This is a genomic window from Pseudomonas sp. LAMO17WK12:I10 (assembly GCF_900215185.1).
Lineage (GTDB): Bacteria > Pseudomonadota > Gammaproteobacteria > Pseudomonadales > Pseudomonadaceae > Aquipseudomonas > Aquipseudomonas chlororaphis.
In genome coordinates, this window is record NZ_OBDX01000028.1 from 1 (window position 1) to 23,149 (window position 23,149).

Annotated in this window: 26 protein-coding genes; 15 read left to right on the top strand and 11 right to left on the bottom strand. The window is 64.2% G+C overall.

Going from position 1 to position 23,149, the window contains the following annotated elements:
* On the bottom strand, positions 1 to 194 hold a 194-nt coding region (locus tag CRO75_RS25175; protein ID WP_143504057.1), incomplete at its 3' end, for a transposase.
* A gap of 276 nt (positions 195 to 470) precedes the next feature.
* Here CRO75_RS25175 and sstT point away from each other — a divergent pair.
* Positions 471 to 1,703: a serine/threonine transporter SstT gene (gene sstT, locus CRO75_RS25180; RefSeq protein ID WP_053261898.1), complete on the top strand. Its 1,233-nt coding sequence runs from the start codon at positions 471 to 473 to the stop codon at positions 1,701 to 1,703.
* An 83-nt stretch (positions 1,704 to 1,786) separates the two neighbouring features.
* Here the strand turns inward: sstT and CRO75_RS25185 are convergent, their stop codons facing one another.
* Positions 1,787 to 2,296, bottom strand: a complete 510-nt coding sequence (locus tag CRO75_RS25185; protein ID WP_009044660.1) for a DUF1993 domain-containing protein — start codon at positions 2,294 to 2,296, stop codon at positions 1,787 to 1,789.
* A gap of 137 nt (positions 2,297 to 2,433) precedes the next feature.
* Between CRO75_RS25185 and CRO75_RS25190 the strand changes: the two genes are divergently transcribed.
* Positions 2,434 to 3,084: a DUF480 domain-containing protein gene (locus CRO75_RS25190; protein WP_097138935.1), complete on the top strand. Its 651-nt coding sequence runs from the start codon at positions 2,434 to 2,436 to the stop codon at positions 3,082 to 3,084.
* A gap of 87 nt (positions 3,085 to 3,171) precedes the next feature.
* Here CRO75_RS25190 and CRO75_RS25195 read toward each other — a convergent pair whose 3' ends face one another.
* Positions 3,172 to 3,690: a cupin domain-containing protein gene (locus CRO75_RS25195; RefSeq protein ID WP_053261901.1), complete on the bottom strand. Its 519-nt coding sequence runs from the start codon at positions 3,688 to 3,690 to the stop codon at positions 3,172 to 3,174.
* 108 nt (positions 3,691 to 3,798) lie between these two features.
* Positions 3,799 to 4,617, bottom strand: coding sequence for a shikimate 5-dehydrogenase (locus tag CRO75_RS25200; protein WP_097138937.1), 819 nt, complete (start codon positions 4,615 to 4,617; stop codon positions 3,799 to 3,801).
* 252 nt (positions 4,618 to 4,869) lie between these two features.
* On the opposite strand from CRO75_RS25200, the gene CRO75_RS25205 reads away from it, so the two are divergent.
* The 3 genes from CRO75_RS25205 to CRO75_RS25215 all read left to right on the top strand — a co-directional run bounded on the left by CRO75_RS25205 (position 4,870) and on the right by CRO75_RS25215 (position 5,958).
* On the top strand, positions 4,870 to 5,226 hold the full coding sequence (locus tag CRO75_RS25205; RefSeq protein ID WP_007927233.1) for a hypothetical protein: 357 nt from the start codon (positions 4,870 to 4,872) through the stop codon (positions 5,224 to 5,226).
* Positions 5,227 to 5,472: 246 nt separating this feature from the next.
* Complete coding sequence (locus tag CRO75_RS25210; protein ID WP_007927235.1) at positions 5,473 to 5,667, top strand: hypothetical protein; 195 nt, start codon at positions 5,473 to 5,475, stop codon at positions 5,665 to 5,667.
* A gap of 108 nt (positions 5,668 to 5,775) precedes the next feature.
* Positions 5,776 to 5,958 carry a hypothetical protein gene (locus CRO75_RS25215; RefSeq protein ID WP_062825281.1) on the top strand — a complete coding sequence of 61 codons (183 nt, stop codon included), beginning with the start codon at positions 5,776 to 5,778 and terminating at the stop codon, positions 5,956 to 5,958.
* Here the strand turns inward: CRO75_RS25215 and CRO75_RS25220 are convergent.
* Positions 5,955 to 7,022 carry an AI-2E family transporter gene (locus tag CRO75_RS25220; RefSeq protein WP_097138939.1) on the bottom strand — a complete coding sequence of 356 codons (1,068 nt, stop codon included), beginning with the start codon at positions 7,020 to 7,022 and terminating at the stop codon, positions 5,955 to 5,957. The genes CRO75_RS25215 and CRO75_RS25220 overlap by 4 nt on opposite strands.
* 167 nt (positions 7,023 to 7,189) lie before the next feature.
* Between CRO75_RS25220 and yegQ the strand changes: the two genes are divergently transcribed.
* A complete protein-coding gene (gene yegQ / locus CRO75_RS25225; protein WP_097138941.1) occupies positions 7,190 to 8,515 on the top strand; it encodes a tRNA 5-hydroxyuridine modification protein YegQ in 1,326 nt (441 codons plus the stop codon).
* Between the two features lie 129 nt (positions 8,516 to 8,644).
* Here yegQ and CRO75_RS25230 read toward each other — a convergent pair whose 3' ends face one another.
* On the bottom strand, positions 8,645 to 10,324 hold the full coding sequence (locus tag CRO75_RS25230; RefSeq protein ID WP_097138944.1) for a methyl-accepting chemotaxis protein: 1,680 nt from the start codon (positions 10,322 to 10,324) through the stop codon (positions 8,645 to 8,647).
* A 199-nt stretch (positions 10,325 to 10,523) separates the two neighbouring features.
* Positions 10,524 to 11,840, bottom strand: coding sequence for a Na+/H+ antiporter family protein (locus tag CRO75_RS25235; protein WP_162096424.1), 1,317 nt, complete (start codon positions 11,838 to 11,840; stop codon positions 10,524 to 10,526).
* Positions 11,841 to 12,270: 430 nt separating this feature from the next.
* On the opposite strand from CRO75_RS25235, the gene CRO75_RS25240 reads away from it, so the two are divergent.
* The gene (locus CRO75_RS25240) at positions 12,271 to 14,418 is read left to right on the top strand and encodes a methyl-accepting chemotaxis protein (RefSeq protein ID WP_097138945.1); all 2,148 of its coding nucleotides are present in this window, start codon (positions 12,271 to 12,273) and stop codon (positions 14,416 to 14,418) included.
* Between the two features lie 87 nt (positions 14,419 to 14,505).
* Here the strand turns inward: CRO75_RS25240 and CRO75_RS25245 are convergent, their stop codons facing one another.
* From CRO75_RS25245 to CRO75_RS25260, 4 genes are read right to left on the bottom strand one after another with little or no spacing between them, the layout of a single operon-like run.
* Positions 14,506 to 15,819, bottom strand: a complete 1,314-nt coding sequence (locus CRO75_RS25245) for an ATP-binding protein (protein ID WP_097138947.1) — start codon at positions 15,817 to 15,819, stop codon at positions 14,506 to 14,508.
* Positions 15,816 to 16,484 (bottom strand): response regulator transcription factor, encoded by a 669-nt coding sequence (locus CRO75_RS25250; RefSeq protein ID WP_007930561.1) that lies wholly within the window; start codon positions 16,482 to 16,484, stop codon positions 15,816 to 15,818. The genes CRO75_RS25245 and CRO75_RS25250 overlap by 4 nt, the downstream gene beginning before the upstream one ends.
* Complete coding sequence (locus CRO75_RS25255; RefSeq protein WP_097138949.1) at positions 16,484 to 16,798, bottom strand: PepSY domain-containing protein; 315 nt, start codon at positions 16,796 to 16,798, stop codon at positions 16,484 to 16,486. The genes CRO75_RS25250 and CRO75_RS25255 overlap by 1 nt, the downstream gene beginning before the upstream one ends.
* Positions 16,798 to 17,106 carry a PepSY domain-containing protein gene (locus CRO75_RS25260; protein WP_007930566.1) on the bottom strand — a complete coding sequence of 103 codons (309 nt, stop codon included), beginning with the start codon at positions 17,104 to 17,106 and terminating at the stop codon, positions 16,798 to 16,800. Before CRO75_RS25260 ends, CRO75_RS25255 begins: the two co-directional genes overlap by 1 nt.
* 160 nt (positions 17,107 to 17,266) lie before the next feature.
* On the opposite strand from CRO75_RS25260, the gene CRO75_RS25265 reads away from it, so the two are divergent.
* The 8 genes from CRO75_RS25265 to CRO75_RS25300 all read left to right on the top strand — a co-directional run bounded on the left by CRO75_RS25265 (position 17,267) and on the right by CRO75_RS25300 (position 23,124).
* A complete protein-coding gene (locus tag CRO75_RS25265) occupies positions 17,267 to 18,346 on the top strand; it encodes a hypothetical protein (RefSeq protein ID WP_097139033.1) in 1,080 nt (359 codons plus the stop codon).
* Between the two features lie 97 nt (positions 18,347 to 18,443).
* Entirely contained in the window at positions 18,444 to 18,800 is a 357-nt protein-coding gene (queD, locus tag CRO75_RS25270) for a 6-carboxytetrahydropterin synthase QueD (protein WP_007930577.1), read from the top strand.
* A gap of 114 nt (positions 18,801 to 18,914) precedes the next feature.
* Complete coding sequence (locus tag CRO75_RS25275) at positions 18,915 to 19,940, top strand: IS110 family transposase (RefSeq protein ID WP_097138951.1); 1,026 nt, start codon at positions 18,915 to 18,917, stop codon at positions 19,938 to 19,940.
* Positions 19,941 to 20,392: 452 nt separating this feature from the next.
* On the top strand, positions 20,393 to 21,229 hold the full coding sequence (locus CRO75_RS25280; protein WP_097138953.1) for an alpha/beta hydrolase: 837 nt from the start codon (positions 20,393 to 20,395) through the stop codon (positions 21,227 to 21,229).
* Positions 21,226 to 21,738 (top strand): nucleoside 2-deoxyribosyltransferase, encoded by a 513-nt coding sequence (locus tag CRO75_RS25285; protein WP_097138955.1) that lies wholly within the window; start codon positions 21,226 to 21,228, stop codon positions 21,736 to 21,738. The genes CRO75_RS25280 and CRO75_RS25285 overlap by 4 nt, the downstream gene beginning before the upstream one ends.
* 119 nt (positions 21,739 to 21,857) lie before the next feature.
* Complete coding sequence (locus CRO75_RS25290; RefSeq protein WP_097138958.1) at positions 21,858 to 22,481, top strand: NUDIX hydrolase; 624 nt, start codon at positions 21,858 to 21,860, stop codon at positions 22,479 to 22,481.
* 74 nt (positions 22,482 to 22,555) lie between these two features.
* Positions 22,556 to 22,930 carry a hypothetical protein gene (locus CRO75_RS25295; RefSeq protein ID WP_009044677.1) on the top strand — a complete coding sequence of 125 codons (375 nt, stop codon included), beginning with the start codon at positions 22,556 to 22,558 and terminating at the stop codon, positions 22,928 to 22,930.
* On the top strand, positions 22,927 to 23,124 hold the full coding sequence (locus CRO75_RS25300) for a helix-turn-helix transcriptional regulator (protein WP_097138960.1): 198 nt from the start codon (positions 22,927 to 22,929) through the stop codon (positions 23,122 to 23,124). Before CRO75_RS25295 ends, CRO75_RS25300 begins: the two co-directional genes overlap by 4 nt.
* Positions 23,125 to 23,149: the final 25 nt, after the last annotated feature.

The window sequence follows — 23,149 nt, forward strand, 5'->3', positions numbered from 1 at the left end:
CGTTGATAGACCGTCGACCAAGGGCCGAAACGCTCAGGCATATCGCGCCATGCGGCGCCTGAGCAGAGCACCCATAGGATGCCGTTGAGCATCAAGCGGTCGTCGTTTCTTGGGCGTCCCGTTTTCTGATCCTGGGTGATGAGATCTTCAATCATTTCCCAGGACGCATCGCTGAGTTCGTATCGCTTGGCCATCAGGGGCTCCTGCCGTTGATGGCGGCGATTTTACCCATTTCGATGTTTCAAGGGTTTTCGTACAGAACCTAACAGAATGTGTCCGCGCATGTCTGGGGTAGCGGCGAAAAAACCGCAGGCTACTCTGGAAGGCTCAGGTGGCAGATCGTCACATCCGTGGGCGAACCTCGTGTGATAAAGTCCGCCCCCTGCCGCAACACCCCGTACTTTCAGCAACTCATCAGCACGGCGTCCCACGTCGACGCACGGCATATTAAAAAAATCAGAGATACCGCTATGACTGCTTCGCCCCCGTCGCTCCTGGAAAAACTCAAACGCACCAGCCTGGTCACGCAGATCGTCATTGGCCTGATCGCCGGTATCGCCCTGGCGCTGCTGGCCCCCGAACTGGCGAAATCCACCGCCTTTATCGGCAAGGTCTTTGTCTCGGCACTGAAAGCCGTCGCGCCGATCCTGGTATTCGTGCTGGTCATGGCCTCCATCGCCAACCACAAGCACGGCCAGGAAACCCATATCCGCCCGATCCTCTGGCTCTACCTGCTGGGCACTTTCGCCGCGGCGGTGGTGGCGGTGATCGCCAGCAGCCTGTTCCCCTCCTCCCTGGTGCTGAGCACCCATGATGTCGCCATCTCCGCCCCTGGCGGCATCAGCGAAGTCCTGCAAAGCCTGCTGCTGAGCGTGGTGGACAACCCGGTCAGCGCGCTGATGAACGCCAACTTCATCGGCATCCTGGCCTGGGCCATCGGCATGGGCGTGGCCATCCGCCATGCCGGCAACACCACCCGCACCGTGCTGGACGACCTGTCCAACGGCGTGACCCTGATCGTGCGGGTAGTGATCCGCTTCGCCCCGCTGGGCATCTTCGGCCTGGTGGCCTCGACCCTGGCCACCTCCGGCTTCGGCGCCCTGCTCGGTTATATGCACCTGTTGGCGGTACTGATCGGCTGCATGCTGTTCGTCGCGTTGGTGATGAACCCGCTGATCGTGTTCTGGAAGATCCGCCGCAACCCGTTCCCGCTGGTGCTCATGTGCCTGCGCGAAAGCGGCATCACCGCCTTCTTCACCCGCAGTTCGGCGGCCAACATTCCGGTCAACCTGGAACTGAGCAAGCGCCTGGGCCTGCATGAAGACACCTATTCGGTGTCGATCCCGCTGGGCGCCACCATCAACATGGCCGGCGCCGCCATCACCATCACCGTGCTGACCCTGGCGGCCGTGCATACCCTGGGTATCGCCGTCGACCTGCCCACCGCCGTGCTGCTCAGCGTGGTCGCCGCCATCTGTGCCTGCGGCGCTTCCGGCGTGGCCGGCGGTTCGCTGCTGTTGATTCCGCTGGCCTGCAGTCTGTTCGGCATCCCCAGCGAAATCGCCATGCAGGTGGTCGCCGTCGGCTTCATCATCGGCGTGCTGCAGGACTCGGCGGAAACCGCGCTGAACTCCTCCACCGACGTGCTCTTCACCGCCGCCGCGTGCATGGCCCAGGAAGAGAAGGTCCGCCAGACCGCCTGATCCTGCACGAATAGCGCGCACTAAAAAGCCCGGCAAGGCTCGCACCTTGCCGGGCTTTTTTATGGGCCAGGCCCCCAACTACATCAGAAAGCGCCCATGTAGTCGCGCTTGCCGATTTCCACGCCGTTGTGGCGCAGGATCGCGTAGGTGGTGGTGACGTGGAAGAAGAACTGCGGCAGGCCGTAGCTCAGCAAGTACGACTGGCCACTGAAGCGCTTCTCTTTCGGGGTGCCCGGACGGGTGACGATCTCGATGCCTTCCTTGCCATCGATCTGCGCTGGCTGGATGCCGTCGATAAAGGCCAGGACCTTGGCCAGCAGCGCCTGCAGCTCGGCAAAGGTGGTTTCGCTGTCGTCGTACTTCGGCAGTTCGACTTCGGCCAGGCGAGCGGATACGCCCTTGGCGAAATCGACGGCGATCTGCACCTGGCGGATCAGCGGGAACATGTCCGGGTACAGGCGCGCCTGGAGGAAGGCATTCGGGTCGATGTTCTTGGCGGTGGCGTGGGCTTCGGCCTTGTTCAGGACATCGCTCAGGGCGTTGAGCATTTGCTTGAAGACAGGAACGGAGGCGGCGTACAGGGAAATAGTCATGGTGATCTCGACAGGCTGACGGAAAAAAGCACAAACAAAGCTGGCGCGATTATAGACCTGCTTGGGTGCTGCCGGCGGCTTGTCTTTTATCCAGCAAGGATTAGGCTAGTCGCCTTCGACAGCATAGGGAACGCGCGATGAGCATTGAGCAAGAAACCTTGAGCGAGCAATTGCAACTGAGCAGCACCGAACTGCGCATTCTCGGATCGCTGATCGAGAAGCAGGCGACCAGCCCGGAAACCTATCCGCTGACCCTCAATGCCCTGGTCATCGCCTGCAACCAGAAAACCAGCCGCGAACCGGTGATGAACCTCACCCAGGGCCAGGTCGGCCAGAGCCTGCGCGCCCTGGAAAACCGCGGCTTCGCCCGCCTGGTGATGGGCAGCCGCGCCGACCGCTGGGAGCATCGCCTGGACAAAGCGCTGGAACTGGTGCCGGCGCAGGTGGCCCTGGCCGGCCTGCTGTTTTTGCGCGGCCCGCAGACCGTCAACGAACTGCTGACCCGCAGCGGGCGCATGCACGATTTCGAAGACAGCGAACAGGTGGTGCACCAACTGGAACGCCTGATCGCTCGTGGCCTGGCGTTGCTGATCCCGCGCCAGGCCGGGCAGCGCGAAGATCGCTACATGCATGCCCTGGGCGACCCGGCGGATATCGAGGCGATCCTCGCCGCCCGGCAGAACCCGGTGGAACGCGGCTCGGCCAGCGGCGTATCGGCGGAGCGCATCGAAGAGCTGGAAGCACGCATCGCCGCCCTCGAAGAACGCCTGGCGAAACTCGAAGGCTGATCCCCGCCCCTGCGGCAGCGCCTTGTAGCCGCTGCCGCAGGCTGCGATCGCCGACGCAGTCGGGGTAAAGCCTCAGAACACTTCCCGCTACTCCCCGTCCCAGTAATCCACCCCGTCCGCATGCCGCGCCACCGCGACGAATCCCGAGGCGTTGCCCTCATCGTCGATCTTGAAGTCCTTCATCACCACATATTTGCCGGAGTCCGGGTATTCGCAGATATCCGGCGCTTCCTGGGTGCTGACCGCCAGGTAGCGCAACTCACCCTGGCTGGTGTTGATGATCTGGTGCGCGCTGTCCATGTCGCCCGGCGGGCAAGCGATCACATCGCCGGCGCGGATGGCAAAACGCTCGGCGCCGAGGCGGATCTCGCCCTCGCCGGCGACTATGTAGAACATCTCTTCATTGACGCGATGGTTATGGAAGGGGCTGGCACGCATCCCCGGGCCCAGGGCAATCAGCCGGTAGCCGAGCTTCTGGGCGCCCAGTTGCTGGCCGATGCGGGCGATGCGCTGGACATAACGGCCGGCGGTGTCGCCGGTGGGGCTCAGGGCTTCAGGCAGCGGCTGAAGGTCCGCCTGATCCAGATTGAGAATGGCAGGTGGCATAACGGTCCTCGATCACGGTGGCCTGGAACAGAGGCAAGTCTTGGCTTGCTGGCGACCAGTATAGGCAGGGCTTCGCGCGCCACCGACCCGCCCGGCTCCACCCACCGATCAAGCCCGGGCGAAGGCCACCGCCCGCTGGAATTGCTCGGTACTGGGGCGCACACCGGTGTACAGCACGAACTGCTCCAGGGCCTGGATGGCGATCACTTCCAGGCCGGTGATCACCTGTTTGCCCTCGGCCCGGGCGCGCAGGATCAGCGGAGTTTCCGCCGGCACCGCCACCACGTCGAACACCGTGCGCGCGGCCTGGATCGCCTCGACCGGGAACGCCAGCTGGTCGGCCTCGGGACCGCCGCTCATACCGATCGGGGTGACGTTGATCAGCATCTGCGGGCGCAATTCGCCCAGTTCCGCCTGCCAGGCATAGCCCAGGGATTCGGCGAGGGCCTGCCCGGCTTGGGCATTGCGGGCAACTATCACGCCATCGCGGTAGCCACCATCGCGCAAGGCACTGGCCACCGCCTTGGCCATGCCGCCGCTACCGCGCAGGGCAAAACGGGTGTCCTTGGGAATCCGGTGGCGTTCGAGCAACTGGGCAACGGCGATGTAGTCGGTGTTGTAGGCCTTGAGGTGGCCGTTGGTGTTGACGATGGTGTTGATCGACTGGATCGCGCTGGCCGAGGCGTCCAGTTCGTCCACCAGAGCAATGCAGGCTTCCTTGAACGGCATGGACACGCCACAGCCGCGAATGCCCAAGGCGCGGATCCCGCCGACGGCGCCTGGCAGGTCCTGGCTGCTGAAGGCCTTGTAGTAGAAGTTCAAGCCCAGCTGTTCATACAAGTGATTGTGAAAGCGCAAGCCGAAATTCCCCGGACGCCCTGACAGCGACATACACAACTGGGTGTCTTTGTTGGGGTTCATCTGCATGTTGATCTCCTTGGAACGCACTTTCGGATAGACGGGATTAGCCAGTCATCGGGTTCTGCCCGATCATATCGACGTGCCTGAAAAACGGGCCTGCCGCCCACGGACGAGGGTCAATAAACCGGTACAGACCTTACACAAAATTTACCCGCCGGCTGTGCAGTTTTTCAGAAAAAAGCGGTCTTAGAAGTATCCCCGCGACAGTCCTCGCGTCTATGGCAGACCGAGCGCCGGGGTCGGAACCGAGGAATAGCCATGATGCGTAAAATCCCCAAGATAGCCTTGCTCATTGGTGCACTTGCTGTCGCCGGTCAAGCGTCCGCCCACGGTGGCGGTGGTTGGGGTGGCCCGGCGGTAGTCGGTGCGGTGGTCGGCGCCGCGGTAGTGGGTTCGGTGATCGCCAGCCACAGCCGCCCGGTCTACGTGCAGCAGCCAGTCTACGTCCAGCCGCAGCCGGTCTATGCCGCGCCGCCACCGGTCTACTACCAGCCACAGCCGGTGTACGTGGAAGGCCCGCCGGTCTATTACCGCCCGGCCCCGGTGTACTACGGCCCACCTCGTGGCTACTACGGCCCGCCCCGCCATTACTACTATGGCCCCGGCCGCTGGTAAGCCAGGCGACCACACACCTACAGGCCCCGCCTTCGCCAGCGGGGCCTGTTGCGTTTTGCCAAACGTCTGAATAAATCTTGCAAAGGTCGCTGCTGGAACAGTTTTTGCGATTCAATCCAGCAATAGTGTTTGTTGCCCAGCGGCAGCCCGTATACGCGAGCCCACGACTGTCATATTTATGTCATGTCAGGTCCGCAAGATCGGATCTGTCCACAAAACAGCCCCATAACAACAAGGACGACTCCCATGCCAACACAGAACCCTCATCACTCCCCTACCCTGGGTACCGCGAGCAAGGTGTACAGCGCCCTGACCGAACTCAAGCACCTGGAAGGCCACCGCAGCGCCAAGTTCCTGGCCTTGCTGGCCGAACACCTGGTGCGCAAGGGCCTGCTGCACGACCCGGAAGTGGTCTACATGCTAGATCAGGTCGTCGACTGATCGGGCTGGCGCTTTTTTCGCCGGTATCGATGTCCACTATCGAGCGCGGTGATTTTTCGTAGCACTTGCCGGTCCGTAAGGTAACTCCACAGATTGATGGAGGTACTTATGCCCAAGGTTCAGATCATGTCCGTTATCGGTAGCGCCGTTCCCACCTCGCTCAGGGAAGTGGGGTTGCTGGCGTGTTGGTACCTGGTGCGCGACGGCGAGCCGGTCAGCGGTCCGCTCACTTCGCTGACCGCCGCCCAGGCCCTGTCGCAAAAGATCGAGCAGCGCGTCCTGCATGCCTAAGGCAACGGCAGCTGTGGCCGCGGCCGGGTATCGACGAACAGGCCCCAGCTGGAGATGAACAGCGCGGCGATCAATGGCCCGATGACAAAGCCGTTCAGGCCGAAGATCGCCAAGCCCCCCAGGGTCGAAATCAGAATCAGGTAATCCGGCATCCTGGTGTCCTTGCCCACCAGGATCGGGCGCAGTACGTTGTCCACCAGGCCGATCACGAACACCCCGTACAAGCCCAGCACCACCCCTTGCCAGATCGCCCCGCTGAACAGGAAGTACAGGGCCACCGGGCCCCAGACGATCGCCGCGCCCACCGCTGGCAACAACGACAGCAGGGCCATCAGCACCGCCCACAGCAGCGGGCTGGGAATCTCCAGAAACCAGAAGATCAACCCGCCCAGCAGCCCCTGGCTGATCGCCACCAGCACATTGCCCTTCACCGTGGCCCGCACCACCCGATTGAACTTGAGCTGTAGCCGGCGTTTCTGGTGCTCGGCCAACGGCAACGCAATGCGCACCTTGCGTACCAGTTCGGGGCCATCGCGTAGAAAGAAGAACAACAGGTACAGCATCACGAAAAAGCTCACCAAGAACTTGAAGGTGCCCTGGCCGACGCTGAATGCCTGGGTGGCGAAGAACTGACTGCCTTGCAGCGCACCCTTGACGATCTTCTCGCGCACGCTCTCCAGCTCACCCAGGCCGAAACGGTCCAGCAGTTGCTGGAAGTACGGCGGCAGGCTGTGCTTGAGCTGATCCAGATGACCGGTAATGTCCAGCTTGCCGCTTTCGATGTTCTGGTAGAGGTTGGCGCCCTCCTGCACCAGCAAGGTGCCGATGACGATCACCGGCAGAATGGCGATCACCAGGCAGATGCTCAGGGTGCACAGGGCGGTCAGGGTGCGTGGCCAACCGAACTTGAGTTGCAGGCGCCGTTGCAGCGGGTTAAACAGGATGCCGAGAATCACCGCCCAGAACACCGGGCCGTAAAAGGGCAGCAGAAGCCAGATGAAGGCGACGGTCACCAGGGTCAGCAGAAGCAACAGGCTTTTGTGTTGCATGAGGTGCTGGTTCATGTCCGCTCCCCGCCAATAAGGTCCAGGACGCCGCAAAGCGCTCCTAAAACGTTAGTCCGCCAGCGTTCGGCCAAGTGCCCTGTTTTATTCGTCGAGCATAGACCCAGATCAATGCAGCCGGCTGGCCCTGGCCTTACCCTCGCGACCTTTTGCCATCGACCATCGCCATGACGCCCCTGACCCGTCCCGAACTGCTCGCCCCCGCCGGCACCCTGAAAAACATGCGCTACGCCTTCGCTTATGGCGCCGACGCGGTGTACGCCGGCCAGCCGCGCTACAGCCTGCGGGTGCGCAACAACGAATTCGACCACGCCAACCTGGCCCTCGGCATTCGCGAGGCCCAGGCCCAGGGCAAGCGCTTCTACGTAGTGGTCAACATCGCCCCGCACAACGCCAAGCTCAAGACCTTCCTCAAGGATCTGGAGCCGGTGATCGCCATGGCCCCGGACGCGCTGATCATGTCCGACCCGGGGCTGATCATGCTGGTGCGCCGGCACTTCCCGCAGATGCCGATCCACCTGTCGGTGCAGGCCAATACGGTGAACTGGGCCAGCGTCGAGTTCTGGCAGCAACAGGGCCTGAGCCGGATCATCCTGTCCCGCGAGCTGTCCCTGGAAGAGATCGAGGAAATCCGCCAGCAAGTGCCGGCCATGGAGCTCGAGGTATTCGTCCATGGCGCGCTGTGCATGGCCTATTCCGGGCGCTGCCTGCTGTCGGGCTACATGAACAAGCGCGATGCCAACCAGGGCACCTGCACCAATGCCTGCCGCTGGAAATACCAGGCCCAGGAGGCTACGCAGAATATCGTCGGCGAGATCGTCCAGCCGTTCCAGCCCGAACCGACCCTGGGCCTGGGCGCGCCGACCGACCAGGTGTTCCTGCTGCGCGAGGCCAATCGCCCGGACGAAGCGATGCCAGCCTTCGAGGACGAGCACGGCACCTACATCATGAACGCCAAGGATCTGCGCGCGGTGCAACACGTCGAGCGCCTGACGCGCATGGGCGTGCACTCATTGAAGATCGAGGGCCGCACCAAGTCGCACTTCTATTGCGCCCGCACCACCCAGGTCTATCGCCGGGCCATCGACGATGCGGTGGCCGGCCGCGAGTTCGACCGCAGCCTGATGAACGACCTGGAGTCCCTGGCCCAGCGTGGCTACACCGAAGGCTTCCTGCGCCGCCACGTGCACGACGAGTACCAGAACTACCTGAACGGCAGCTCGGTTTCGGAACGCCAGCAGTTCGTCGGCGAACTCACCGGCGAACGCCGCGACCGCCTGGCGGAAGTGAAGGTGAAGAACCGCTTTGCCCTGGGCGATCATATGGAACTGATGACACCCAAGGGCAACTTTCACTTCGACCTGCACCAGTTGCAGAACGTGCGCGGCGAGCCGATCGAGGTCGCGCCGGGGGACGGGCATACGGTGTACCTGCCGATCCCCGATCCGGTGGACCTGCGCTTTGGCCTGCTAATGCGCGATATCAGCGCCTGATGCCGTGTAGGTAACACCCTGATGTAACTGGTGGGCCGCCAAGCAAGACCCTTCGGGCCTTTTCGCAGCCTCGCAAGCTCGGCAGCGGCTACACCAGCCATCAGACACCGGCCACCGGCACCGCACGCCTCAGATGCGGAATTGCCCCACCAACTGCCCCAGGCGCTGGCCGAGGTCGGCCAGGCTGCGTGAGGTCTGGGCGCCGAGCTGGGTTTCGTCGGCGACGCTGTCCACCGCCACCGCGATCTGGTGCACGCTGCGGTTGATCTCCTCGGCCACCGCGGTCTGTTCTTCCGCGGCGCTGGCGATCTGCGCGTTCATCGAGTTGATGGTGCCGATCAGTTGCGCCATGGCATCCAGCGAAGCCCCCGCTTCGTTGGCCTGGTGCGAAGTGCCGTCGCCGGCATCGCTGGAGCGGCGCATGGCCTCCACGGCGGTGCGCGTGCCCTGTTGCAGGCGGTCGATCATGCCCTGGATTTCCTGGGTGCTCTGCTGGGTGCGGCTGGCCAGGGCCCTGACCTCATCGGCCACCACCGCGAAGCCACGCCCGGCCTCACCGGCCCGCGCCGCTTCGATGGCGGCATTGAGGGCCAGCAGGTTGGTCTGTTCGGCGATGGAACGGATCACGTCGAGCACGCTGACAATCGACGCCACGTCCTTCTGCAGGCTGTCCAGGGAGGTGCCGCTGCTGCGGATATCGCTGACCAGCGCGTGAATCTGCTGGATGCTGCCATCCACCACGCGCTTGGCCGCCTGGCCTTCCTCGTCGGTCTGCTGCGCCGCCACGGCCGCGCCCTGGGCACTGCGCGCCACTTCCTGGGCCGCCGAGGACATTTGGTTGATCGCCGTGGCCACCTGATCGGTCTCGTGACGCTGGCGCTCCATGGCCTGCTCGGAACGCTGGGCCTGTTCGGACACCTGGGTCACCAGGCCGGTCAGTTGGCCGGTCATCTCGGTGATCTGCCGCACCAGGCCGTGGATCTTGTCGACGAAACGGTTGAAGGAACTGGCCAGGTCGCCCAGCTCGTCCTGGCTGGTGATGGCCAGGCGGCGGGTCAGGTCGCCCTCGCCGGCGGCGATATCGTCGAGGTTGAGCTTCATCAGGTTCAGCGGCCGCAGGATGGTGTTGGCCACCAGCATGCCGATGGCGGCGATCACCAGCAGCACCACCACGGCGATGCCGATGATGCTCAGGACCATGCCCCGCATGCGCTGGTTGACGCTGGCCTCGACCTCGGCCACCTGGGCGTCGATGCCGTCCAGGTTCACCGAGGAGCCGACAATCAGGTCCCACTTGGGCAGGTATTCGGTGTAGCCCAGCTTCGGTACCAGCACGTCGCTGCCCGGCTGGGTCGAGCTGTACTGCACATAATGCGTGCCATCCTTGCCGACCTTGACCAGCTCGCGGTTGACGTACACGCCGTTGGGGTCGCGGTTGTCCTTGAAGCTCTTGCCGACGCCGTCCGGGCTGTTGCCCTTGAACAGGCGCACCGTCTCGGAGTCGTAGCCGAAGAAGTAACCGTCCTTGCCGTAGGTGATGTTCGACAGCAGCTTCACCACCTCGGCGCGGGCCGCAGCATCGCCGGGCGCCGCCGCGTCGTAGAGCGGCCTGACGGTGCTCAGGGCCACCTCCACATAGCTTTGCAGCGTGGTCTTGGCCTCGCCGAGCAGGCGCTGCCGGGTCTCGTCCACCTCGTTCTGCGCCTGCTCCTTGAGCATGACGACCGTGGTCAGGCTGATCACCAGCGCAAACAACAGGACCGGGAGGACCGCGAGGGACAGGACTTTGCCCTTCAGACTTAAGCGCATAGGAGGTTCACTCTTGATGTTGTTGGCGTGATACAGCCTTAACGGCACGCCGCCACAAAAGTTGAGCCCGGGAGGATGAAGAGCGGAATCTGCGGATACGCAGCGTCCTGGAGATCTTTCGCGAGCAAGCTTCACGCTTCTGTAGGAGCGAAGCTTGCTCGCGATGGGAACACCGCAGTGCGGCTGAAACCCGGCGGGCTCAGAGCACCATGGCGGCCACCCAGCCGAACGCCAGCAACGGCAGGTTGTAGTGCAGGAAGGTCGGGACCACGGTGTCCCAGATGTGGTGATGCTGGCCGTCGATGTTCAGGCCGGAGGTCGGGCCCAGGGTCGAGTCCGAGGCTGGCGAGCCGGCGTCGCCCAATGCGCCGGCGGTGCCGACGATGCAGACGATGGCCAGCGGGCTGAAGCCCAGCTGCACGCACAGCGGCACGAAGATGGTCGCCAGGATCGGCACGGTGGAGAACGACGAGCCGATGCCCATGGTCACCAGCAACCCCACCAGCAGCATCAGCAAGGCGCCGACGCCCTTGCTGTGGCCGATCCAGCTGGCCGAGGACTCCACCAGGCTCTTCACCTCGCCGGTGGCCTTCATCACTTCGGCGAAACCGGCGGCGGCGATCATGATGAAGCCGATCATCGCCATCATCTTCATGCCTTCGGTGAACAGGTCGTCGGTCTCGCGCCAGCGCACGATGCCCGACACCGAGAAAATCAGGAAGCCGGACAACGCGCCGATAATCATCGAGTCCAGCAACAGCTGGATGACAAAGGCCGCGACAATCGCCAGGCCCGCCACCAGCAGCGTGCGCGGGTTGTATTGCACCGTCACCTGCTCGACTTTCTCGATCAGCTCCAGGTCATACACGCGCTTCTTGCGGTAGCTGACAAAGGCCAGCAGCAGGCCAAAGACCATGCCCAGCGCCGGAATGCCCATGGCGTGGGTGACATTGATGTTGCTGATGTCCACGCCGCTGCGGGCGACGTTGGCCAGCAGGATCTCGTTGAGGAAGATGTTGCCGAACCCCACCGGCAGGAACATGTACGGGGTGATCAGGCCGAAGGTGATGACGCAGGCGATCAGCCGTCGGTCCAGCTGCAGTTTGCTCAGCACATACAACAGCGGCGGCACCAGCAGCGGGATGAAGGCGATGTGGATCGGCAGGATGTTCTGCGAGGCGATCGCCACCACCCACAACAGGCCGATCAGCAGCCATTTGACGTTGCCGCCGCCATTGGCGTCCTGGCGGTCCACCAGCAGCAGGATCTTGTCCGCCAGGGCGTGGGCCAGGCCGGACTTGGCGATCGCCACCGCGAAGGCGCCGAGCAAGGCGTAGGACAGGGCCACCGTCGCCCCGCCGCCGAGGCCGTTGTTGAAGGCCTTGAGGGTCGCCTCGATGCCCAGGCCACCGGTCAGCCCTCCCACCAGCGCGCCTACGATCAGGGCGATCACCACATGCACGCGGGACAGGCTGAGGACCAGCATGACGCCAACCGCGGCAATTACTGCATTAATCATCGTTACCTCATGGCACTGCGGCGGGAAAACGCCGCAAAAGGAATGAGTCCGGCCAGAGGGCAAGCATTGCCGACGCCGGATTGAAAAAGGAGGGTCTTATTAGAGGGCGCGCACTTTGCAGCAGCGGGCAACGCTTGTCAAAACCGGCGGGCACTCGCTGCCCGACCGCCTACCGCCTGCACCGGCAGCTCCGCCGTCACTTGTAGCCGCTGGCGCAGCCTGCGATCGGCCGCGCAGCGGACGCCGGGTCTGAGGATCGAGTCTTCCAGGCCAGTCGCATTGCGTGCCTTTTTGCGAGTGCTGCGCACTCGATCGCAGCCTGCGGCAGCGGCTACAGGGAGCGGTATTCGAACGAGCGTTTAAAGAAGGCCGTTCTTCGGCCGATACGCTGCAAAGTCTCAAATAAATATCGAATAAGGACGTCTCCATGTCGCTCAGACAACTTTCCATCCAGTGGAAAATCACCCTGCTCGCCGGCCTCTGCCTGGCCGGTGTAGTGACCCTGCTGGTGGGGCTTTCGCTGTACCGCATGGAGCACAGCTCCGCCCTGGTGAAGGCCTCGAGCATGGAGATGCTCAACGAAGCCGCCCAGGCCCGCATCGAGGCCCAGGGCGAGGTCCAGGCGCTGGGCATCCGCCAGCAATTCATGGACGCCTATCAATACGGCCACGGCTTCTCGCGCCAGGTACTGTTCCTGCGCGAGCAGGCCGAGAAGCGCTTCCTCGATGCCTTCGACCTGCGCGAAGACCTGACCCGCCAGGTGAAGTCGGCGCTGCAGGCCAACCCCGACCTGCTCGGCCTGTCGCTGGTGTTCGAAGCCAACGCGCTGGACGGCAAGGACGAACTCTTCAGCGGCCAGAGCGAACTGGGCAGCAACGACAAGGGCCGCTTCGCCCTCTACTGGTCGCAGCCGACCCCGGGCAAGCTGACCGCCATGGCGCTGCCGGAAAGCGACATGAGCGACACCACCACCGGCCCCAGCGGCCAGCCGGCCAACGCCTGGTTCACCTGCCCGCGCAGCACCCTCAAGCCTTGTGTGATCGAGCCTTACTTCTATGTGATCGACGGCCAGAACGTGCTGATGACCAGCATCGTGTTCCCGCTGCTGGTGAACGGCAAAGTCATCGCCTCGCTGTCGGTGGACATCAACCTCAACAGCCTGCAATCGGTCAGCCTGCAAGCGAGCAAGGCGCTCTACGACGGCCAGACCACAGTCAGCATCATCAGCCCGGTCGGGCTGCTCGCCGGCTACAGCGCCGACGCCAGCAAGCTCAGCCAGCGCCTGGACCAACTGGACAAAACCAACGGTGGCGAACTGATCCGCCTGCTGTCGGCCAGCACCCAGACCCAGAGCCTGCACAACGACAACGCCCTGAAAGTGCTCGCGCCCTTCACCCCGATTCCCGACGGCAAGCCCTGGGGCGTGCTGCTACAAGTGCCGGAGCGGGTCCTGGTGGGTCCGGCCGAAGCCCTGAAAAACCAGCTGGACCAGAGCAATAAGGCAGGCACCCTGGTCGAACTGGGCCTGGGCCTGCTGGCCGCGGTGCTCGGCCTGCTGCTGGTGTGGCTGATGGCGCGCAGCGTGACCCGGCCGATCCTCGGCGTGGCGCACATGCTGGAAGACATCGCCAGCGGCGAAGGCGACCTGACCCGACGCCTGGCCTACGACAAGAAAGATGAACTGGGTCAGCTGGCCGGCTGGTTCAACCGCTTCCTCGACAAGCTGCAACCGATCATCGCCGAGGTGAAACGCTCGGTGCAGGACGCCCGCGGCACCGCCGACCAGTCCTCGGCCATCGCCACCCAGACCAGCGCCGGCATGGAGCAGCAGTATCGCCAGGTCGACCAGGTGGCCACCGCTTCCCATGAGATGAGCGCCACCGCCCAGGACGTCGCCCGCAGCGCCGCCCAGGCCGCGCAGGCCGCCCGCGATGCCGACCAGGCCACGCGCCAGGGCCTGAGCGTGATCGACCGCACCACCGCGAGCATCGATCACCTGGCGGCCGACATGAGCACCGCCATGACCCAGGTCGAAGGCCTGGCCGCCAACAGCGAAAAGATTGGTTCGGTGCTGGAAGTGATTCGCGCCATCGCCGAGCAGACCAACCTGCTGGCCCTCAACGCCGCCATCGAGGCCGCTCGCGCCGGCGAGGCGGGGCGCGGTTTCGCGGTGGTCGCCGACGAAGTGCGCAACCTCGCCCGGCGCACCCAGGAGTCGGTGGAGGAAACCCGCCAGGTCATCGAGGAGCTGCAAAGCGGCACCCAGGAAGTGGTCGGTTCGATGGGCAACAGCCATCGCCAGGCCCAGGGCAGCGTCGAGCAGGTCGGCCAGGCGGTCACCGCCCTGCGGCAGATCGGCGACGCGGTGACGGTGATCAGCGACATGAACCTGCAGATCGCCAGCGCCGCCGAAGAGCAAAGCGCGGTGGCCGAGGAGATCAACAACAACGTGGCGACCATTCGCGACGTCACCGAATCGCTGTCGGAGCAGGCCAACGAATCGGCGCGGGTCAGCCAGTCGCTGAACAGCCTGGCCAACCAGCAGCAGAGCCTGATGGATCAGTTCCGGGTCTGACCTCCCCTTTCAAAAAACGCCCGGTGTAGCCGCTGCCGAAGAATGAGGCTGCGGCTACAGGGATTCAGGGATTCAGCACCGGCAATATCAGCGCCCAGGCAACTCGATCAACACCCGCAGCCCACCCTGCGGGCTTTCCAGCAAGCGCAGCACCCCGCCCCAGCTCTCGACGATATCGCGCACGATGCCCAGGCCGAGGCCGTGGCCGTCGGTCTGTTCGTCCAGGCGCGCGCCACGGCTGAACACCTGGCTGCGTTGCTCCTCGGGAATCCCCGGCCCGTCGTCGTCCACCGCCAGGCCATAACCCTCGGCGGTCCGCCACACACTCAGCGCCACTTCGGCATCGGCCCACTTGCAGGCGTTATCCAGCAGGTTGCCCAGCAGTTCCAGCAGGTCTTCCCGGTCCCAGGGCAGTTGCAGGCCGGGGGCCGCCTGATAGCTCAGGTCCAGGTGCTCGCCATGGATCATGCTCAGGGTCGCCAGCAGACCCGGCAGCTCGGCGTCGCAATCGAACAGCGCGCCGGGCAACGCATCGCCGGCCAGGCGCGCGCGGTTCAACTCGCGGTTGAGCCGCTGCTGCACCTGCTCCAGCTGCTCCTCGAGCAACTGGCGCAGCTCCGGGTGCGCCTGCAGCTTGGGGTTGGACGCCAGGCTCAGCAGCACCGCCAGCGGGGTCTTCAGCGCGTGCCCGAGGTTGCCCAGGGCATTACGCGAACGCTTCAGGCTGTCTTCGGTATGGGCCAGCAAATGGTTGATCTGCGCCACCAGCGGTTCCAGCTCCAGCGGCACCTGTTCGTCCAGTTGCGAACGCTGGCCGCGTTGCAGCTGGGCGATCTGCTCGCGGGCCTGCTCCAGCGGGCGCAAGGCGCGGCGCACGGTGACCCGCTGCAGGATCAGGATCAGCAGCAGGCCGGCCAGACCCAGGCCCAGGCCCACCTGTTGCATGCGCAGGAAACTCTCGCGCACCGGGGTGTAGTCCTGGGCCACGCTGATGGAAATCGACTGCCCGAGGCGCCGGTAGTCGGTGCGCAGCACCAGCAGGCGCTGGCCTTCCGGCCCCAGTTGCAGGTTGCTGTGCAGACCGGTCTGTGCCAATGCAGGCAGGTCCTGGTCCCACAGCGAGCGGGAGCGCCAGTGCACGTCATCGAAGTCGATGCGAAAGTAATGCCCGGAAAACGGCCGCTGATAAGCCGGCGACAACCGCCGCTCGTCCAGCTGCAAACCCTGGGGGCCCCGGACCAGCGCCACCAGCAGGCTTTCGCTGTCGTTGCGCAAGCCGGCTTCCAGGTAGCGTTGCAAGCCCATCTCGAACAGCCACAGGCTGGTCTGCGCCAGCACCAGGCCGACAATCACCATCACGCTGATCAGGCCCAGGCTCAGGCGGCGCTGGATCGACCTCACTGGGCGTTCCCGCCGAACAGGTAGCCCTGGCCGCGGCGGGTTTCGATCACGCTGCGCCCGAGTTTGCGCCGCAGGTGATTGACGTGGACTTCCAGCACATTGGAATCGCGCTCGGTCTCACCGTCGTAGAGGTGTTCGGCCAAATGGCTTTTCGAAAGGATCTGCTCCGGGTGCAGCATGAAGTAGCGCAACAGGCGGAATTCGGCGGCGGTCAGCTGGATATCCACGCCGTCGCGCAGCACGCACTGGCGGCCTTCGTCGAGGTGCAGCCCGGCGGCCTGCAATGTCGGCTGGTTGGCCTGGCCGTGGGAACGGCGCAACAGCGCCTGGATGCGCAGGTGCAATTCTTCCGGGTGGAAGGGTTTGGTCAGGTAGTCGTCGGCACCGGCCTTCAGGCCTTCGATGCGCTCGGCCCAGGACCCGCGGGCGGTGAGGATCAGCACCGGGGTCGCCAGGCCGCCGGCGCGCCATTTGGCCAGCACTTCCAGGCCCGGCACCCCCGGCAGGCCGAGGTCGAGCACGATCAGGTCGTAAGGCTCGCTGGCGCCCTGGTACAGCGCGTCACGACCATCGGCCAGCCAGTCCACGGCGTAACCCTGGCGGTTGAGCCCGGCCAGCAGTTCGTCGGCCAGGGAGACGTGGTCTTCCACCAGGAGCAGGCGCATCAGTCATCTTCCTTGTCTTTCAGTAAGCGGCCGGTGGCGGCCTCCAGGTCCAGCTCGCGGACCACGCCCTCGGTGGTCAGCAGCTCGACTTCATAGATATAGACGTCGTGTTTTTCTTCCAGCTCGGCTTCCAGCAACTTGGCCCCGGGGTAACGGTCCAGGGCCTGCTGCAGCAATTGCTCCAGTGGCAGGATCACCCCTTGCTGGCGCAGGCGCAGGGCTTCGTCCTGGTCCAGGTCACGGGCCAGCGCCACCGAGCAAAAAGCCAGAAGCGCCAGGGCCACCCTGCTGCCGGCGCGTAGATTCACCTTCATTACGTATCCTGATGATCCTTGAGCACCTGGCCGCTCACTGCGTCCAATTCCAGGTCCCACTCAACCCCTTGAGGGTCGCGCATCTCGATCTGGTAGATGTACTTGCCGTACTCCTCTTCCAGCTCGGTTTCGGTGATGGTCGCGCCCGGGTGCTTGGCCAATGCCGTGGCATTGAGTTTTTCAAAGGACACAATGGTACCAGCGTCGCGCAGCCTCAGGGCCTCGTCGGGCCCCAGGTCGCGGGCATGGGCCAGGCTGGCGGTCATACCGATGAGGGTCGCGGTGAACAAGGCAGTCAGGGTTTTCATGGGGTGTCTCCGAATTTCTCGTTATGTGTTGCTACGGAGCTCACGATAGCGGGTCGAACTTAATTGAAACTGAATGGCCATCATCGGCGCCGCGCAGGTTTCATTCGGCGCCGCTGGCCCGAGCTTTTATACTCGGCTGTCGCTCGAGATTGAGGCCGGTATGACCGCTATCCACATCAAGTTCCCTGCCCTGACCCTCAAGGCTGGCCCACGCGCCCTGGCGCGCATCCGCGCCAACGGCCTGAGCGCGGCCGAGGTCGGCACCCTGCCCGGCGCCGCCGGCGGGCCGAAAGCCCTCGGCATCCAGGGGCTGGACCTGGCGCTGTTCGGCGAATGGCTGCCAGCAGCGCCACGGGAACGTTCGCTGATCGGTGCCTCGGTGGGTTCCTGGCGCTTCGCCAGCGCCTGCCTGCCGGACGCCGCCGAAGGCATCCGCCGCCTGGGCCAGCTGTACAACGCCCAGAGTTTTGCCAAGGGCGTGACCATGGCGCAGATCAGCCAGAGTTCGCAGCGCATGCTGCACGAGCTGCTCGACGGCCGCGACGCGAGCATTCTCGACAACCCGCACTACCGGCTGAACATCATGGTGGTGAAAAGCCACGGCCTGCTCGCCGACGACCATCGCGGGCGGCTGGGCCTGGGACTGTCCTCGGTGATCGCCGACAACCTGCGTGGCCGCGCGCGCCTGGCGCGGCACTTCGAACGCCTGGTGCTGCATGACCCGCGCCTGGCGCCGCCGCTGCATGCCCTCGACGACTTCCCCTCGCGCTTCGTGCCGCTGGACACCGGCAACCTGCGCCAGGCCCTGCTGGCCTCGGGTTCGATCCCGATGGTCATGCAAGGCGTGCGCGACCTGCCCGGCGCCGGGGCCGGCACCTTCCGCGACGGCGGCCTGCTGGACTACCACCTCGACCTGCCCTACAGCGGCGACGATATCGTGCTCTACCCGCACTTCACCGACCGGGTGATTCCCGGCTGGTTCGACAAGACCCTGCCCTGGCGCCGCGGCGACCCGGGCCGCCTGCAGGACGTCTTGCTGCTGGCACCGTCGAAGGAATACCTGGCGCGGCTGCCCTACGGCAAACTGCCGGACCGCAACGACTTCAAGCGCTTCATGGGCGACGACGCCAGCCGCCAGAAATACTGGCGCAGCGCGATGGACGAAAGCCGGCGCCTGGGCGACGAGTTCCTCGAGCTGGCCGGTAGCGGTCGTCTCGGCGAACAGCTATTGACCCTTTAGTCAGTGTTTTCCCGCAACCGTATAACCAAGCTGGTAAACTCGCCGCCTGCCTTACATCGCCCGCGGCGATAGCCACCTGACCGAGCTGACCGACACTGTGGAAATCTTCAAAGAATTTACCTTCGAATCCGCCCACCGCCTGCCCCACGTGCCCGCAGGCCACAAGTGCGGGCGCCTGCACGGCCACTCGTTCAAGGTGGCCATCCACCTGAGCGGCGACCTCGATCCGCACACCGGCTGGATTCGCGACTTCTCCGAGATCAAGGAGATCTTCAAGCCGCTCTACGAGCGCCTGGACCACAACTACCTGAACGACATCCCCGGCCTGGAAAACCCCACCAGCGAAGTGCTGGCCAAGTGGATCTGGAACGAGCTCAAACCCCTGCTGCCGGAGCTGAGTGCGATCCGCATTCACGAGACCTGCACCAGCGGCTGCATCTATCGCGGCGAATAAACCGTCGCCCGCCTGAAAAAAAACCACCGCCCGCGGTGGTTAATGAGATGGTCACCCCCACACCCTGCGAGGGCTACGCTTTCGCAGGGTGTTTTGTTTTCGGAGGCCATCGTCATGAGCGAATCAGCGCTGATCGGTATCGATCTCGGTAAACACAGTTTCCACCTGCACGGCCAAGACACATGGGGCCGGGAGGTGTTCCGCAAGAAGTGCTCGCGGCCACAGATGATGCAGTTTTTCGGCAATCTGCCGGCCTGTACTGTGGTGATGGAAGCCTGTGCCGGCGCGCATTTTATCGCGCGGCAACTGATGACCATGGGCCATACAGCTAAGCTGATTGCTCCGCAGTTCGTCCGGCCCTTCGTCAAGGGCAACAAGAACGACTTTGTGGATGCTGAAGCGATTTGCGAAGCGGCCTCGCGCCCATCGATGCGCTTCGTCACACCTAAAACCGAGGGGCAACAAACCCTGTCCGTCCTGCATCGCCTACGCGAGTCGCTGGTGCGTGACCGCACCAAAACCGCCAATCAGATGCACGGTTTCCTACTGGAATTCGGGATCAGTCTGCCCAAGGGCTTGGCGATCATGAAGCGTTTGGCGAGCGTCTTGGCCGAGCATGAGCTACCCGCTCGGCTCACGGTGCTGTTGCAGCGCTTGCATGAGCACTTCTGTTACCTGGATGAGCAGGTCAAGGCACTGGATCAGGAGCTGGCGAGCCAGCTGGCCGACGATGATCTGGGCAGTCGTTTGCTAAGTATGCCGTGTGTCGGGCCGATCACCGCCAGCCTGCTGGCTGTCGAGATGGGCGATGGCCGGCAGTACGGATGCAGTCGCGACTTTGCTGCTTCGGTCGGGCTGGTGCCCAGGCAGTACAGCACCGATGGTAAAGCGAATCTGCTCGGCATCAGCAAGCGCGGTGACAAGAACCTGCGGCAATTGCTGGTGCAGTGTGCCCGGGTTTACCTGCAGAGACTGGATTACCAGCACGGCCCTTTGGCCGCTTGGGTGCGCGCCTTGCTTGGGCGACGACACTCGAACGTGGTGGCCTGTGCCTTGGCCAACAAATTGGCGCGGATTGCCTGGGCGCTAGCCGCGCACCATACGCAATATGAAACAGGGCCAGACGCCTTGAACGCCTGACCCTGCGGTTGTTGCAGCCCTACGATTCACCCTTCAGGTTTTGCGATAGCTGAACAACGGATGACGTGAACGGCCCACCGGCCTGACGAAGAACCTGACATAAAAATCGGCTTCAGAAGCCGCGTGGTTTTTCAGGATCGTCAGGCGCGACTCTCATCGTGGCGCGGGGCATGCCCCCCAACAGACGCCGGATAGATTTAAGCAAGCCAACCACTTCATCCATTAATCAGTATTGCAAAAATGGGGGTGACCATAGATTTTTTATGCCTATGCTGGCCCGCTCGGCCCTTGGGTCATAGCCACATCCGGCTTTACACCAACCCAGCCATGAGCGAAAACATCGCCTGTGCTCGCGCCGTGCTTACCCCCAGACTCATCGCGCCGAGGAGCATGGGCTGCGCCGGGCCTGCATGAGCAAGGCGCCGGACCGATCACCCGCAGAGGACCACAACATGAGTGACTGGCCGCTGGATCGAACCTACAGCTTCAACGGACAAAAGGTGCGCTACGCCATTCAGGGTGACGGGCCGCCTCTGGTGTTCGTGCATGGCACGCCGTTTTCTTCCTACGTCTGGCACCGCATCGCCCCGCACTTCAGTGCCAGCCACCGGGTGCACTATTTCGACCTGCTGGGCTACGGCCAGTCGGAACAGGCCGCCGGCCAGGATGTGTCCCTCGGCGTGCAGAACCGGCTGCTGGCCGAACTGCTGGAGCACTGGGGCCTGGAGCGCCCGGACGTGGTGGCCCACGACTTCGGCGGCGCCACCGCCCTGCGTGCCCACCTGCTCAACGGCAAGGACTATCGCAGCCTGACCCTGCTCGACCCGGTGGCGCTGTCGCCCTGGGGCTCGCCGTTCGTGCAGCACGTGCGCCAGCATGAACAGGCCTTCAGCGGCGTGCCGGACTACATCCAGCGCGCCATAGTGCCGGCCTACATTCGGGGGGCGATCCAGCGCGAGATCCCCGACCGGGAACTGGCGCCCTACGTCCAGCCCTGGCTCGGCGCCAGCGGCCAGGCCGCGTTCTACCGGCAGATCGCGCAGATGGACGAGCGCTATACCACGGAGGTGGCCGGGCTCTATCCGAGCATTCGCTGCCCGACCCAGATCCTCTGGGGCGAGGACGATCAGTGGATCCCCATCGAACGCGGGCGCCAGTTGCACCGGCTGATCCCCGGCTCACGGTTCCAGGCGGTGCCCAACGCCGGCCACCTGCTGCAGGAAGACGCCCCGGAAGCCATCATCGCCGCGCTGCTGCGCTTTCTGCCCGAGGCCGGGAGCCAGGCATGAACCCACGCATCTACCTCGCCGGCTTCGACCTGTTTCGCCGCGATGCCATCGCCCGCGGCGAATACCTCAAGCGCCTGTGCCAGGCCCAAGGCCTGCAAGGCCTCTACCCCTTCGACCAGCAGGTGCCGGCCCAGCCGACACCGGAGCAGACCGCGCAACTGATCTGCCAGCAGAACATGCAGATGATCCGCGACTGCGACGCGGTGCTGGCCAACCTCAACGACTTTCGCGGCCTGGAGCCGGACTCCGGCACGGCCTTCGAAGTGGGCATGGCCATCGCCCTGGGCAAACCGGTGTGGGCCTGGTTCGAGGCGCCCGCGACCCTGCGCGAACAAGTGCCCCATGACGCCGACGGCCGCGACGCCGAAGGTTTCCTGGTGGAGGACTTCCACCTGCCGCGCAACCTGATGCTGGCCTGCACCTGGGCCGGCCACAGCCGCAGCGCCGAAGAAGCCCTGCCGCGCCTGGCCGCCTACCTCGCCCAGCAACCACCGCCCCGTCCCCTGTAGGAGCGAGCTTGCTCGCGATAAGTCTTCAAGGCCGATGCAATGCTCAAGGGCCTCATCGCGAGCAAGCTCGCTCCGACAGTGACAGATTTGGCCCCAGCGATTACGGGAGGACACGCACCATGGAAAACACCTGGCTCACCCACGCCAAACGCTTGCAGGCCCTGGCCTCCACCGGGCTGCATTTCTGCAAGGACCCGTTCGATCGCGAGCGTTACCAGGAAGTCGCCGACATCGCCCACAGCATGCTCGCGCAACTGGCCAACGTGCCCCTGGAACGCATCGCCGGCCTGGTGTCGGACTTCGCCAAACGCTACTCGACACCCCTGGTGGATGTGCGCGGCGCCTTGATCGAAGACGAGCGCATCCTCCTGGTCCGCGAACAGACCGACGGGCGCTGGGCCATGCCCGGCGGGTATGCCGACATCGGCCTGTCGGCCGCCGAGAACATCGTCAAGGAGATCCACGAAGAGGCCGGACTCAGCGTCTCGGCCCGCGCCCTCTACAGCGTCCGGCACAAGGCCAAGGGCCCCTTCACTCCCGACACCCGGGACTTCTACAAGCTGTATTTTCTCTGCGAGCGCGACGACCGCAGCGCCCCCGTGGCCGGCTCGGAAGTCAGCGACGCCGGGTTCTTCGCCCTCGACGCCCTGCCCGAACTGTCCCGCGGCCGCACCGTGGAAAGCGATATCGAAGCCGCTTTTGCCTTCCACCGCGGCGAAACCCGCCTGACCCTGTTCGATTGAGCCAATGTAAAGCGTCCTTGACACCGCGGGATCGCCTGCCTAATGTAAAGCACCCTTTACTTCAGGAGCCGGCCATGTGCGGCAAACGTTACCTCGTGGAATTCACCCTCGTCCTGCTGGCGTACCTTGTCGCCGTGGTGCTCAGCACTTACCTGCTGCCGGGCATGGACAGCAGCGCCGGGCGCATCGCGGTGTCGCTGATTCCCGTGATCCCGATGATCGCCATGGCGCTGGTGGTCATCCGCCAACTGCGGCGCTTGGATGAACTCAGCCAGCGCATCCAGCTCAACGCCCTGGGCATCGCCTTTGTCTGCACCGCGCTGATCACCTTCAGCTACGGTTTCCTGGAAATAGCGGGCCTGCCGCGACTGTCGATGTTCGCCGTCTGGCCGATCATGGGCTCGGTGTGGCTGGTGGCCACGCTCCTCGGCAACAGGCGCTACCAGTGAACAACCGCCTGCGTGAACTGCGCGCCGCGCAAGGCTGGTCCCAGGCGGAACTGGCCGCGCGCCTGGAGGTTTCAAGGCAGACCGTGAACGCCATCGAGACCGGTCGCTACGACCCCAGCCTGCCCCTGGCCTTCAAGATCGCGAAGGCCTTCGGCCTGCCCATCGAGGGCATTTTCGAGCCCCCCGAGGACTGAGCGGCCAGTGATCCAATTTGTCTCA